The following is a 15,392-nucleotide window of genomic DNA, read 5'->3' as shown; positions in this document are numbered from 1 at the left end:
GGTGATGCTGACCGTCCAGAACAACACCGAAGCGGCCCTCGACCTGCCCGGCGTCCACGCCGGCGACTCGGCGGCCGCTGCCGAGATGACCGTCGCGAAGTTCGACCTCGACTGGAACGTGGTCGAGACGTTCGACACCGACGGCGCCGCCGCCGGTATGTGGGGCATGCTGACCGGCTCCGCCGACCTGTTCGAGGCGGGGACGGTCGCGTCGATCGCCCGCTGGTGGGTCCGGGTGCTCGAGGCCGTCCTGTCGGACCCGTCCGCGGCCGTGTCCACTGTGGACCTCCTGGACTCCGTCGAGCGTGAGCAGGTGGTGTACGGGTGGAACGATCTGACGGTCCGCACTCCGGACGTGTCGCTGGCTGAGCTGTTCGCGGCCCAGGCTACGGCCTCCCCGGACGCGGTGGCGCTGGCCGGTGATGTGGCACTGTCCTACGCCGAGCTGAATGAGCGGTCGAACCGTCTGGCCGCATACCTGCGCGGTGCGGGCGTCGGTGCCGAGTCGGTGGTCGGGGTCTGCCTACCCCGCGGCGCGGACCTGATCGTGGCGCTCCTGGCGGTCGTGAAGGCCGGCGGTGCGTACCTACCTGTTGATCCTGAGCTGCCGGTGGAGCGGATCCGGTTCATGCTGGCCGACGCCCGGGCCGCGGTGCTGCTCGGTTTGGAGGATGTGCTCGACGAGCTGCCGTCGGGCCGGTTCCGGTCGATCGCCCTGGACGAGCGTCGGGTGGTGTCGGCGGTGGCGAACGCTGTGGCGGAGCTGCCGGCAGTGAGTGGCGGCAATGCCGCGTACGTGATGTACACGTCGGGTTCGACGGGCACCCCGAAGGGCGTTGCCGTGCCGCACCGGGCCGTCGTGAGGCTCGTTCGGGACGCCAGCTTCTTCGAGGTGGGTGTCGGGGATGTCGTGGGGCATCTGGCGTCGGCGTCGTTCGACGCGGCGACGTTCGAGATCTGGGGTGCGCTGCTCAACGGCGCGACCCTCGCGGTTGCGCCGTCCGGCGCGATGTCCACGGCGGAGCTGGGCGGGTTCCTGGCCGAGCATGAGGTGGGGACGTTGTGGATGACCGCCGGCTGGTTCGACCAGGTGGTCGCCGCGGACGTGTCGGTCCTCGCTCCGGTCCGGCACCTTCTCGCCGGTGGTGACGTCCTGTCGCCGGCAACCTGCCAGACGGTGCTTGCGGCGAACCCGAGCCTCCGGCTGTCGAACGGTTACGGACCCACCGAGAACACCACGTTCTCCGCCGTGCACGCGGTCCGGCAGCAGGACGCGGCCGGTGTCCCGATCGGCGCGCCGATCTCCGGTACCCATGCCTACGTCCTGGACGAGCGTCTCCAGCCGGTGCCGGTCGGTGTCGCCGGTGAGCTGTACGTCGCCGGCGCGGGGCTGGCCCGTGGCTACGTCGGGCAGCCGGGGCTGTCGGGTGAGCGGTTCGTCGCCGACCCGTTCGACCGCGCCGGTGGTGCTCGCATGTACCGCACCGGCGATGTCGTGTCGTGGACCGGTGAGGGTGTGCTCGCGTTCGTCGGACGCGCTGACGAGCAGGTGAAGATCCGCGGGTTCCGGGTCGAGCCGGGCGAGATCGAAGCCGTCCTTGCCGGGCACCGGCAGGTCGCCCAGGTAGCGGTGATCGCACGGCAGGACACGGCAGGGGAGAAGCGGCTCGTCGCCTACGTCGTGGGCGAGGTTGACGGGCTGCGGGAGTACGTGGCGGACCGGCTGCCGGACTACATGGTGCCGTCCGCGTTCGTGAGCATGGCGAGCCTGCCGCTGACGGCGAACGGCAAGCTGGACCGGCGGGCGCTGCCGGCACCGGATTTCGCCTCGGCGGCGGGGGCGGGTCGTGGCCCGGCGAACGTGCGGGAAGAGCTGCTGTGCCTGGCGTTCGCCGAGGTCCTGGAGCTTGACCACGTCGGCGTCGATGACGACTTCTTCACTCTCGGCGGGCACTCGCTGCTCGCGGTGCGGTTGATGAGCCGGGTGCGGGCCGTGTTCGGGGTCGAACTGTCGCTGCGCGCCCTGTTCGAGGCACCGACCGCGGCAGGCCTCGCGGCCCGCCTCGGGTCCGACGCGGGGACGGCGAGGCCCGCGCTGGTGCCGCAGGAACGGCCCGGACTGTTGCCGCTCTCCTACGCACAGCAGCGCCTGTGGTTCATCGGCCAGTTGGAGGGGCCGAGCGCCACGTACAACATCCCGATGGTCCTCGGCCTGTCCGGCGACGTCGACGAGACCGCGCTCGGCGCCGCGCTGCGCGACGTCATCGGCCGGCACGAGGTGCTGCGCACGGTCTTCCCGACCGTCGACGGGCAGCCGCATCAGCACGTGATCCCCCTCGATGCGCTCGACTGGCGCCTCGACCTCGCCGACGTGACGGACCTCGACGCGGCGGTCGACGCGGCCGCCGAGCACCCGTTCGACCTCGCCGCCGAGGCGCCGATCCGCGCGTGGCTGTTCACCTGCGACGGCCGGAAGACCCTTGTCGTGGTCGTGCACCACATCGCCAGCGACGGCTGGTCGACGGGCCCCCTCGCGGCGGACGTGTCCACGGCCTACCAGGCCCGGCTCGCGGGCCACGCCCCGGCGTGGCGGCCGCTGCCGGTGCAGTACGCCGACTACGCCCTCTGGCAGCGTGACCTGCTCGGCGACGAGGCCGACCGGGACAGCGTCATCGCCCGGCAGGTCGCCTACTGGCGGGGCGCCCTGGCCGGCGTGCCGGAGGAGCTGGAGCTGCCCACCGACCGGCGCCGTCCGGCGGTCGCGGGCCGCCGCGGGCACACCGTCCCGGTGCGGCTCGACGCGGCCACGCACGCGCGGCTGCTCGCCGTGGCGCGCGCCGAGGGTGTCACCGTCTTCATGCTGCTGCAGGCCGGTCTCGGGGTGCTGCTGTCGAAGCTGGGTGCCGGCACGGACATCCCGATCGGTGCCGCCGTCGCTGGGCGTACCGACCAGGCCCTCGACGACCTCGTCGGGTTCTTCGTCAACACGCTTGTCGTGCGGACCGACCTGTCCGGGGACCCGACGTTCGCGGAGCTGCTGAGCCGGGTGCGGGAGACGACCCTGGCCGGGTTCGAGCACCAGGACGTGCCGTTCGAGTTGCTCGTGGAGGAGCTCGCCCCCACCCGCTCGCTTGCCCGCAACCCGCTCTTCCAGGTGATGCTGACCGTTCAGAACACGGCCGGCGCCACCCTGGACCTGCCCGGCGCCGACGTGGACACGGACGGCGGCTCGATCACCGGAGAGGCGCCGGCGAAGTTCGACCTCGAGTGGAGCATCACCGAATCGTTCGACGGTGACGGCCGCCCGGCGGGGCTGCACGGCGTGCTGACCGGATCGGCGGACCTGTTCGACGCCGAAACCGTCGCGACGGTGGGCGAGCGGTGGACCCTGGTCCTGGAGGCGCTGCTGGCGGACCCGTCCGCGCCGGTGTCGGCGGTGAGCGTGCTGGACCCGGCGGAGCTGGACCTGGTCCTGCGGGCGTGGAACGACACCGCGGTGGAGGTCGCCCCGGGGACGCTGCCCGGACTGTTCGCGGCGCAGGTGCGTCGGACCCCGGACGCGCTGGCGTTGGTGTTCGAGGGTTCGTCGGTGTCGTACGCGGAGCTGGACCGCCGCGCGAACCGTCTGGCGCATCGGCTGATCGCCGAGGGTGTGCGCGCCGACTCGGTGGTGGGTGTGTGCCTGCCGCGTGGGGTGGACCTGGTGGTGGCGTTGCTGGCGGTGGTGAAGGCCGGTGGGGCGTACCTGCCGATCGATCCGGATCTGCCGGCCGAGCGGGTCGCGTACATGAGCGAGAACGCCGTCTGTGTGCTGACCGGCGTCGACGCGGAAGGGTACGCCGACACCGATCCGGGTGTCGAGGTGCTGCCCGCTCAGGCCGCGTACGTCATCTACACGTCCGGGTCCACAGGTCTGCCCAAGGGCGTCGTCGTGCCGCACGAGGGCATCGTCAACCGCCTGGTCTGGATGCAGTCCCGGTTCGGGCTGGCAGCGGGCGACCGGGTGTTGCACAAGACGCCGTTCGGGTTCGACGTGTCGGTGTGGGAGTTGTTCTGGCCGTTGATCCAGGGCGCGACGATGGTGATCGCGAAGCCGGGCGGTCACCGGGACCCGTCCTACATCGCGGCGCTGATCTGCGATGACCGCGTCGACACCGTCCACTTCGTCCCGTCGATGCTGGAGGCGTTCCTGGCCGATCCGGAGTCGGCGGAGTGCACCGGGCTGCGGCGGGTCGTCTGCTCCGGTGAGGCTTTGGGCACCGTGGTCCGGGACCGGTTCTTCGAGGTGCTGCCGGGCGTCGGCCTGTTCAACCTGTACGGTCCGACTGAGGCGTCGGTGGACGTCACCGAGTTCGAGGTCCTCGCGGACGCGTCGCCGGTGGTGCCGATCGGTAGGCCGGTGTTCAACACGCGCGTCTATGTCCTGGACGACCGCCTGGCTCCGGTGCCGGTGGGTGTCGCCGGTGAGCTGTATCTGGCGGGTGTTCAGATCGCCCGCGGCTACGCGGGTCGGCCTGGTCTGACGGGCGAGCGGTTCGTCGCCGACCCGTACGGCAGCGGGGAGCGGCTGTACCGCACCGGTGACGTGGTCCGCTGGTCCGCCGACGGCAACGTCGTCTACCTGGGACGCGCCGACGACCAGGTCAAGGTCCGCGGGTTCCGGATCGAGCCCGGCGAGATCCAGGCGGTCCTCGCCACCCATCCGCAGGTCGACCAGGTCGCCGTCGTCGCGACCGCCGACCAGCGGCTCGTCGCCTACGTTGTTGGCGGCGCCGACGGGCTGCGGGAGTTCGCCGCGTCCCAGCTGCCGGAGTACATGGTGCCGGCGGCCGTCGTCGTCCTGGACGCGCTGCCGGTCACCCGCAACGGCAAGCTGGACCGCAAGGCGCTGCCGGCGCCGGAGTTCGCGGCCGGGACCGGGCGCGGCCCCGCCAATGCCCGCGAGGAACTGCTCTGCCAGGCGTTCGCCGAGGTCCTCGGCGTCCGAGGTGTCGGGGTCGACGACGACTTCTTCACCCTCGGCGGCCACTCCCTGCTCGCCGTCCGGCTCGTCGAACGGCTCCGCGTCCAAGGCGTCTCCGTGCCGGTGAAGGCGCTGTTCCTCACCCCGACCCCGGCCGGGCTCGCCGCCGCGGCCGCCGGTGCCGAGGCCGTCGTGGTCCCGGAGAACCTGATCCCCGCCGGCGCGCAGAGCATCGCCCCGGACATGCTGCCGCTCGTCGACCTCACCGACGCGCAGATCGACACCGTCGTCGGTACTGTCGACGGCGGCGCGGCGAACGTCGCCGACATCTACCCGCTCGCCCCGCTGCAGGAAGGCATCCTGTTCCACCACCGCCTCGCCGAGGGCGGCGACGACGTGTACGTCACGTCGTTCGTCCTCGAGTTCGACGACCGGGACCGTCTCGACGCGTTCGCCGGGGCGCTGCAGCACGTGATCGACCGGCATGACGTGTTCCGCACCTCCGTCGTCTGGGCCGGGCTGCCCGAGCCGGTGCAGGTCGTGTGGCGCACCGCGTCGCTGCGGCTGACCGAGGTCGACCTCCCGGACGGCGCCGACCTGCTCCCCGCCGTCGGCCTCACCATGGACCTCGGCCGGGCACCACTGCTCGACCTGCACGTCACGCGGCAGGCCGGCGGACGGTGGCAGGGCGTCCTGCGCGTCCACCACCTCGTCCAGGACCACACCGCCCTCGACATCGTGACCGGCGAGATCCAGGCGGTCCTCGCCGGCCGCGCCGACCTCCTGCCGGCGCCGCTGCCGTTCCGGAACTTCGTGGCACAGGCCCGCGCGGGGCTTGCCGACGGTGGCCACGAGGTGTTCTTCCGCGACCTCCTCGACGGCGTCGACGAGCCGACGGCCGCGTTCGGCGTCAGCGACGTCCGCGGCGACGGCTCCGGCCTGGTCCGCGCCGGTGCCGTCCTCGACGAGACCCTGGCGGCCCGGCTGCGGGACGCCGCCCGCCGCTCGGGCGTCAGCCCCGCGACCGTCCTGCACGTGGCCTGGTCCCGGGTCCTGTCGGTCGTCTCCGGGCGCGACGACGTCGTGTTCGGCACCGTCCTGTTCGGCCGCATGAACGCCGGCGCCGGATCCGACCGGGTGCCAGGTCTGTTCATGAACACCCTGCCGGTGCGGGTCAGGACCGGTGGCCTCGGCGTCCAGCAGGCGATCGACGAGATGCGCGGGCAACTGGCCCGGCTCCTCGAACACGAACACGCCCCGCTCGCCCTGGCGCAGCGGGTCAGCGCGGTCCCCGGCGACCTGCCGCTCTTCACGACCCTGCTCAACTACCGGCACAACAGCCCCGCCGAGGCGGAAGGCGCCGGCGGCGAAGGGTTCGCGGGCGTCCAGGCGACGTACTCCCGGGAGAGCACCAACTACCCGATCACCGTCTCCGTCGACGACGACGGCAACCAGCTCGGCCTGACCGTCAACGCCGTCGGCCCGATCGACTCGACCGCGGTCGTCAGCATGCTGCACACCGCGGTCCGGCACCTCGTCACGGCCCTGGAGGCCGGCGACCCGACGCCGCTGTCCGAGATCGGCGTCCTCGACACCGCCGAACTCGACCGGGTGCTGCGGGACTGGAACGACACCGCCGCGGACGTGCCGCCGGGCACGCTGCCTGGGTTGTTCGCGGCGCAGGTACGCCGGACCCCCTCCATGCCGGCGCTCGTGTTCAGGGGTCGGTCGGTGTCGTATGCGGAGCTCGATGCGTGGTCGAACCGTTTGGCGCATCGGCTGATCGCTGAGGGCGTGCGAGCGGACTCCGTTGTCGGGGTGCGCCTTCCGCGCGGTGTGGACATGGTGGTGGCGGTGCTGGCGGTGGTGAAGGCCGGTGGTGCGTATCTGCCGATCGACCCTGACCTGCCGGTGGATCGTAGTGCGTTCATGGCGGCGGACGCGGGTGCCGTGTGTGTATTGACCGACGTGTCCGCTGAGGGTTGGCCGGACACGGATCCGGGTGTGCGGGTGCTACCGGGCCACGCGGCGTACGTCATCTACACGTCCGGCTCCACCGGACTGCCCAAGGGCGTCGTGGTGCCGCACGAGGGCATCGTGAACCGTCTGGTGTGGATGCAGGCACGGTTCGGTCTCCAACCGGGGGATCGGGTGCTGCACAAGACGCCGTTCGGGTTCGACGTGTCGGTGTGGGAGCTGTTCTGGCCGCTGATCCAGGGCGCGACGATGGTGATCGCGAAGCCCGGCGGGCACCGCGACCCGTCGTACATCGCCGACCTGATCCGCACCGCCGGTGTCGACACGGTCCACTTCGTCCCGTCGATGCTGGAGGCGTTCCTCGCCGCTCCCGAAGCGGCCGCGTGCACCGGGTTGCGGCGGGTCGTCTGCTCCGGTGAAGCCCTCGGCACCGTGGTCCGGGACCGGTTCTTCGAGGTCCTTCCTGACGTCGGCCTGTTCAACCTGTACGGCCCGACCGAGGCGTCCGTGGACGTCACCGAGTTCGAGGTGCGGCCGGACGCGTCGCCGGTCGTGCCCATCGGCAGGCCGGTGTTCAACACCCGCGTGTACGTCCTGGACGACCGGCTCGCTCCGGTGCCGGCCGGCGTCGCCGGTGAGCTGTACCTGGCCGGCGTTCAGCTGGCCCGCGGCTACGTCAACCGCCCCGGCCTGACCGGCGAGCGGTTCGTGGCGGACCCCCTCGGTCACGGCGAGCGGCTGTACCGGACCGGTGACGTGGTCCGCTGGTCCACCGACGGCGACCTGGTCTACCTCGGCCGGGCCGACGACCAGGTGAAGATCCGCGGGTTCCGGATCGAGCTGGGGGAGATCCAGGCCGTGCTCGCCGCGCACCCTGACGTCGAGCAGGCCGCGGTCGTGCTTCGCGACGACCGCCTCGTCGCGTACGTCGTCGGCGCCGCCGACGGTCTGCGGGAGCACGCTGCCACGCGACTGCCCGAGTACATGGTGCCCTCCGCGGTCGTCGTCCTCGACGCGCTGCCGCTGACCGTCAACGGCAAGCTCGACCGCAAGGCCCTGCCCGCGCCGGACTTCGCCGCGAACGCCGGCAGCGGGCGCGGCCCCGCCGACGCGCTGGAAGAGCTGCTGTGCCTCGCCTTCGCCGACGTCCTCGACGTCGGCAGCGTCGGCGTCGACGACGACTTCTTCGCCCTCGGCGGCCACTCGCTCCTCGCCGTCCGGCTCGTCGAGTGGCTGCGGGCACGCGGCCTGGCCGTGCCGGTCCGCGCCCTGTTCGACACCCCGACCCCGGCCCGGCTGGCCGCCGTCGCCGGACGGGTGACCGTCGACGTGCCGCCCAACCGGATTCCGGACGGCGCGCAGGTCATCACCCCGGACATGCTGCCGCTCGTCGAGCTCACCGGCGACGAGGTGCAGGCGGTCGTCGGCACCGTCGACGGCGGCGCGGCGAACGTCGCCGACATCTACCCGCTCGCCCCGCTGCAGGAGGGCATGCTCTTCCACCACCTCCTGGCGGACGGCGGCGACGACGTCTACGCCGTGCCGCGCGCGTTCGTACTGCCCGACCGTGGCAGCCTCGACGCGTTCGTCGGCGCGCTGCAGCAGGTGATCGACCGGCACGACGTCTTCCGCACCTCCGTCGTGTGGAAGGGCCTGCGCGAGCCGGTGCAGGTCGTGTGGCGGACGGCGGCCTTGCCGGTGACCCAGGTCGACGGGGTCACCGACGCCCAGGAGCTGCTGTCGGTCGCCGGGCTGTCGATGGACCTGCGCCGTGCCCCGCTGCTCGACGTCCACACCGCCGCCCTCGACGGCGGCCGGTGGCTGGCGATGGTCCGCATCCACCACCTCGTCGAGGACAACACGGCGGCGCAGGTCGTCTACGACGAGGTCCGGGCGGTCCTCGCCGGACGCGCCGGCGACCTGTCCGCGCCGCTGCCGTTCCGCGACTTCGTCGCCCGGGCCCGCGCCGGCCTCGCCCGCAGCGACCACGAGGCGTACTTCCGCGACCTCCTCGCCGGTGTCGACGAGCCGACCGCCGCGTTCGGGGTCACCGACGTCCGCGGCGACGGCGCCGGGTCGGTGCGCGCCGGCCAGATCATGGACCCGGCGCTGGCGGCCCGGCTGCGGGACACGGCCCGGCGGCTCGGCGTCAGCCCCGCCACCGTCCTGCACGTCGCCTGGTCGCGGGTCCTGGCCGCCGTCGCGACCCGCGACGACGTGGTGTTCGGGACGCTGCTGTTCGGCCGGATGGACGCCGGCGCCGACCGGGTCGGCCTGTTCATCAACACGCTGCCTGTCCGGGTCCGCACCGGCGACCTCGACGTCGCCGCCGCCGTCACCGCGATGCGCGGGCAGCTCGCCGGCCTCCTCGAACACGAGCACACCCCGCTCGCCCTCGCCCAGCGCGCCAGCGGCGTGCCGGCGAACACCGCCCTGTTCAACTCGCTGTTCAACTACCGGCACAACGACCTCGACCGCTCTCACGAGCACGAGGACGACGCCGGGTCGACCGGCATGCGCCAGGTGTTCCTGCAGGAACGCACCAACTACCCGGTGACGGTGTCCGTCGACGACGACGGCGACGGGTTCGGCGTGGTCGTCGACGCGGTCGCGCCGATCGACCCCAGCGCGGTCGCCCGCATGACCCTCACCGCGGTCGCCGGCCTGGTGACCGCCCTGGAGCACGACGCGCAGAGCCCTCTCGCCGCGGTGCCGGTGCTGGATCCGGCCGATGTCGACCGGCTCCTCACCGACTGGAACACCGCCCCGGTGGATGTGCCGGAGGTGTCGCTGGGTGCGTTGTTCGCGGCGCAGGTGGCGCGGACGCCGGACGCGGTCGCGGTGGTGTCCGACGGCGTCCAGGTGTCGTATGCGGAGCTGGACGCGCGGGCGGCCGGTCTGGCCCGGCTCCTCACGGCCGCGGGTGTGGGCCCGGAGTCTGTGGTCGGTGTGTGCCTGCCCCGGGGCGTGGACCTGATCGCGGCGCTTCTGGCGGTGTGGAAGGCGGGTGGGGCGTATCTGCCGATCGACCCGGCGTTGCCGGCGGAGCGTGCGGCGTTCATGGTCGCGGACGCGGGTGTGCGGTGCGTGCTGACCGACCGGCCGGAGACGGCGTTCGGTGTGCCGGTGGTGGACGTCGCCGGGCCGGTCCCGGCCGGTGGCGACGTCGATGTCCGGGTGTTGCCGGGGCATGCGGCGTACGTGATCTACACGTCGGGGTCGACGGGCACGCCGAAGGGTGTGGTGGTGTCGCACCGCAACGTGGTGGCGCTGTTTGCGGCGACCCGTGAGCTGTTCGGTGCGGATGACGTGTGGACGTGGTTCCACAGCTTCTCGTTCGACTTCTCGGTGTGGGAGCTGTGGGGTGCGCTGCTGCACGGCGGCCGGGTCGTGGTCGTGCCGCTGGACGTGTCGCGGTCCCCGGTGGAGTTCTGGGATCTGGTGGTCCGGGAGCGGGTGACGGTGCTGAGCCAGACCCCGTCCGCGTTCTACCAGCTGAGCCCGGCGCCGAGCGATCTGCGCGTGGTCGTGTTCGGTGGCGAGGCCCTGGACCCGGCGCGCCTCGCCGGCTGGTGGGGCCGCGGCGTCCAGCTCGTGAACATGTACGGCATCACCGAGACGACGGTGCACGTCACCTACCGGCCGCTCACCGCGGGCGGGTCCAAGGACAGCGTCATCGGCCGCGGCCTGGCCGGGCTGCGCACCTACGTCCTCGACGACCGGCTCGCACCGGTCCCCGCCGGGGTGGCCGGCGAGCTGTACGTCGCCGGTGAGCAACTGGCCCGCGGCTACCTCGGCCGGGCCGGCTTGACCGCCGGCAGGTTCGTCGCCGACCCGTTCGGTGCTGGCGGCCGCCTGTACCGCACCGGTGACGTCGTCCGCTGGACCGGCGACGGCGACCTCGTGTATCTCGGCCGGGCGGACGCGCAGGTGAAGATCCGCGGGTTCCGCATCGAGCTGGGCGAGATCGAGTCGGTCCTCGCGCAGCGGGTGCAGCAGGTGGCGGTGGTCGCCACGGAGGACAAGCGCCTCGTCGCCTACGTCGTCGGCACGACCGACGGCCTGCGGGAGTTCGCCGCCGCGAGGCTGCCGGAGTACATGGTGCCGTCCGCGTTCGTCACCCTCGAGACGCTGCCGCTCACCGTCAACGGCAAGCTCGACCGCAAGGCGCTGCCCGCACCGGACTTCAGGACCGGGTCCGGCCGTGGACCGGCGAACGCCCGCGAAGAGGTCATCTGCCAGGCGTTCGCCGAGATCCTCGGCGTCGGCAGCGTCGGCGTCGACGACGACTTCTTCGCCCTCGGCGGCCACTCGCTCCTCGCCGTCCGGCTCGTCGAGTGGCTCCGGGCCGCCGGCGTGTCCGTGTCGGTGCGGGCGCTGTTCGACACGCCGACCCCGGCCGGGCTCGCGGCCGCGGGCACCGGCGCGGCGGCGCGGGAGGTCCCGGCGAACCGGATCCCCGCCGGCGCGCAGAGCATCACCCCGGACATGCTGCCGCTCGTCGAGCTCACCGGCGACGAGGTGCAGGCGGTCGTCGGTACCGTCGACGGCGGCGCGGCCAACGTCGCCGACATCTACCCGCTCGCGCCGCTGCAGGAAGGGATCCTGTTCCACCACCTCCTGGCGGACGGCGGCGACGACGTCTACGCCCTGCCGCGCGTGTTCGAACTGCCCGGCCGCGCCGCCCTCGACACGTTCGTCGCCGCGCTGCAGCAGGTCGTCGACCGGCACGACATCTTCCGCACCTCCGTCGTGTGGGCCGGGCTGCGCGAACCCGTCCAGGTCGTCTGGCGGTCCGCGACCCTGCCCGTGACCGAGGTCGAGGGGATCGCCGACGCCGAGGAACTGCTGTCCGCCGTCGGCCTGTCGATGGACCTCGGCCGGGCCCCGCTGATCGACGTGCACGCCGCGGCCGCCGGCGGCGGGTGGCTGGCGATGGTCCGCATCCACCACCTGGTGGAGGACCACACCGCCGTCGAGGTCGTCTACAACGAGGTCAAGGCGATCATGGACGGGCGGGCCGGCGAACTGCCGACGCCGCTGCCGTTCCGCACCTTCGTCGCGCAGGCGCGGGCCAGCCTCGTCGGCGGCGACCACGAGGAGTACTTCCGCGACCTGCTCGACGGCGTCGATGAGCCGACCGCCGCGTTCGGCGTCACCGACGTGCGCGGCGACGGCTCCGGCGTCGTCACCGTCCACACCGACCTCGACACCGGCCTCGGCGAGCGGCTGCGCACCGTCGCCCGGCGGCTCGGCGCCAGCCCGGCGACCGTCCTGCACGTCGCCTGGTCCCGGGTCCTCTCCGTCGTCGCCGCCCGCGACGACGTCGTCTTCGGCACCGTCCTGTTCGGCCGCATGAACGCCGGCGCCGGAGCCGACCGCATCCCCGGCCTGTTCATCAACACCCTGCCCGTCCGGATGCGCACCGGCGACCTCGACGTCGTCGCCGCCGTCGCCGCGATGCGCGGGCAGCTCGCCGGCCTGCTCGAACGGGAACACACCCCGCTGGCCCTCGCCCAGCGCGCGAGTGGCGTCGCGGCCGACGTCCCACTGTTCACCACCCTGCTCAACTACCGGCACTACACCCTCGACCTCCCGCAGGACGGCCCGCAGGACGACGCCGCCGCCGGTGCCGGCGACGAAACCCCGGCCGGTGTGCGGGAGATCCTGTCGCGGGAGCGGACGAACTACCCGCTGTCGGTCGCGTTCGACGACAACGGCGCGACGTTCGGGCTGGTCGTCGACGCGGTCGCGCCGATCGACCCGCATGCCGTCGCCGGCATGCTCCTCACCGCCGTCGCCGGGCTCGTCGCCGCCCTCGAAACCGGGCTGGACGCCGGGACGCCGGCACCGCTCGCGGCCGTGCCGGTCCTCGGCGAGCCCGAGCTGACCCGGGTCCTGCGGCAGTGGAACGACACCACCACCACCGACGCCGCCGCGGACAACCCTGCCGGGCTCCTGCCGGAGCTGTTCGCGGCGCAGGTCGCGCGGACACCGGACGCGGTGGCGGTGACGCACGACGGTGCCGCCGTGTCCTACGCCGAGCTCGACGGCCGCGCCGACCGGCTGGCCCGCTGGCTGGCCGGCCGTGGCGTCGGCGCCGAGTCCGTCGTCGCGGTCTGCACGGCCCGCGGCATCGACATGGTCGTCGCACTCCTCGCGGTGCTGAAGGCCGGCGGCGCCTACCTGCCGATCGACCCCGAGTTCCCGGCGGAACGGGTCGGGTACATGGTCGCGCACGCCGGAGCGGTGCGCGTCCTGACCGACGCGGCGTGCGAGGCCGTGCTGGCGGAGGCCGGCGTGGCCGCCGGCGCCGTCCCGGTGGCGCGCCTCGACGACCCGGCCGTGATCGCCGCCGTCGACGCACAGCCCGGCACGACGCCGGCCGTCACGGTCCTGCCGCAGCAGGTCGCCTACGTCATCTACACATCCGGCTCGACCGGCACGCCGAAGGGCGTCGCCGTCACCCACGGCAACCTCGCGAACTTCCTCACCGCGATGCAGGCCCGCGCCGCAGTCACGGCCGCGGACCGGCTGGTCGCGGTGACGACGATCGGGTTCGACATCGCCGGCCTGGAGCTGTTCCTGCCGCTCGTCCACGGCGCGACGGTCGTCCTCGCCGGGCGCGACCAGGTCCGCGACCCGCGGCTGCTACGGGACCTGGTCCGGTCCTCGGCGGCGACGGTCGTGCAGGGCACGCCGAGCCTGTGGCAGGCGCTGATCGACGACAGCGACACCGGACCGGACCTCTGGACCGGCGTGCGGATCCTCGTCGGCGGCGAAGCCCTGCCCGACGCCCTCGCCGGCGCACTGGTCGAGCGGGCCGCGGCGGTGACCAACGTGTACGGCCCGACCGAAGCCACGATCTGGGCGACCGCGAAGACCGTCGGCGACGGCGCGGCAGGGTCGATCGGCGCCCCGCTGGCGAACACCCGCGTCTACGTGCTCAACGGGCGGCTCGCCCCGGTGCCCGTCGGCGTGACCGGCGAGCTGTACCTGGCCGGCGTCCAGCTGGCCCGCGGCTACGCCGGGCAGGCCGGGCTGACCGCCGAACGGTTCGTCGCCGACCCGTTCGGCAGCGGCGAGCGGCTCTACCGCACCGGCGACGTCGTGCGCTGGTCGGAGCGCGGCGAGCTGCTGTTCGCCGGCCGCGTCGACGAGCAGGTCAAGATCCGCGGGTTCCGGATCGAACCCGGCGAGATCGAGGCCGTCGTCGCCGCCCACCCGCGGGTCGCCCAGGCCGCGGTCGTCGCGCGCGAGGACACCGCCGGCGACCGGCGCCTCGTCGCGTACGTCGTCGCGCGGGAGGAGACCGCGGGCGGCCCCGGCGGCGACCTGCCGCTGGTGCTGCGCGCGTTCCTCGGCGACCGGCTGCCGGAGTACATGGTGCCGTCCGCCGTCGTCGTCCTCGACGCGCTGCCGCTGACCGCGAACCGGAAACTCAACCGCAAGGCCCTGCCCGCACCCGACTTCGCCACCAGCGCCGGCACCGGCCGCCGCCCCGCCGGCGCGCAGGAGGAGCTGCTCTGCCTCGCCTTCGCCGAGGTCCTCGGCCTCGCCGCGGTCGGCGTCGACGACGACTTCTTCGCCCTCGGCGGGCACTCGCTGCTCGCGGTCCGGCTCATCAGCCGCATCCGGTCCGTGTTCGGGGTGGAGCTGCCGCTGCGGGCACTGTTCCAGGCACCGACGCCGGCGAAGCTCGCCCGGCGGCTGCCGGGCGCCGGTGCCGCCAGGTCCGCGCTCGTGCCGTGGCAGCGGCCCGAGCGGCTGCCGCTGTCGTTCGCGCAGCAGCGGCTGTGGTTCCTCTGGCAGCTGGAAGGCCGCAGCGCGACCCACAACATCCCGATGGTCGTCGGCCTGTCCGGCGACGTCGACGCCGAAGCACTCGGCGCCGCGTTCCGCGACGTGATCGGCCGGCACGAGGTGCTGCGCACCGTGTTCCCGGCGGCCGGCGCGGAGCCGTACCAGCGGATCATCCCCGCCGACGAGCTCGACTGGCGGCTGGAGACCGTCGAACTGCCCGCCGAGGAGCTGCCGGCGGCGGTGTCGGCCGCGGCGCGGTCCACCTTCGACCTGTCCGCCGACCTGCCGATCCGGGCCTGGCTGTTCGCCGACGGCACCGGCGCACAGACCCTCGTCGTCGTCATGCACCACATCGCCGGTGACGGCTGGTCGACGCTGCCCCTCGCCGCGGACGTGTCGGCGGCGTACGCGGCCCGCACCGCCGGACAGCACCCGACCTGGACACCGCTGCCGGTGCAGTACGCCGACTACGCGCTCTGGCAGCGGGAGTCGCTCGGCGACGAGTCCGACCCGGGCAGCGTGATCTCGCGGCAGGTGGCGTACTGGCGGCAGGCGCTCACGGATCTGCCGGAGGAGCTCGTGCTGCCGGCCGACCGGCGCCGCCCCGCGGTGGCATCGAACCAGGGGCACGTGGTGCCGGTGGAGGTGC

The 15,392-nt window shown here is 73.3% G+C and carries 1 protein-coding gene (running past one end of the window); it reads left to right on the top strand.

Translation table 11 applies throughout. The annotated features are described in order from the left end of the window. Positions 1–15,392 carry part of the coding region annotated (locus ACQEVZ_RS00005; RefSeq protein WP_433359413.1) for a non-ribosomal peptide synthase/polyketide synthase on the top strand (this coding region is incomplete at its 3' end). Its footprint begins 4,175 nt before the window's first position, so 15,392 of the 19,567 annotated nt are shown.

It is taken from the genome of Dactylosporangium sp. CA-152071 (genome assembly GCF_050936335.1).
Classification (GTDB): domain Bacteria; phylum Actinomycetota; class Actinomycetes; order Mycobacteriales; family Micromonosporaceae; genus Dactylosporangium; species Dactylosporangium maewongense.
This window is presented reverse-complemented; position numbering and strand designations above follow the sequence as displayed.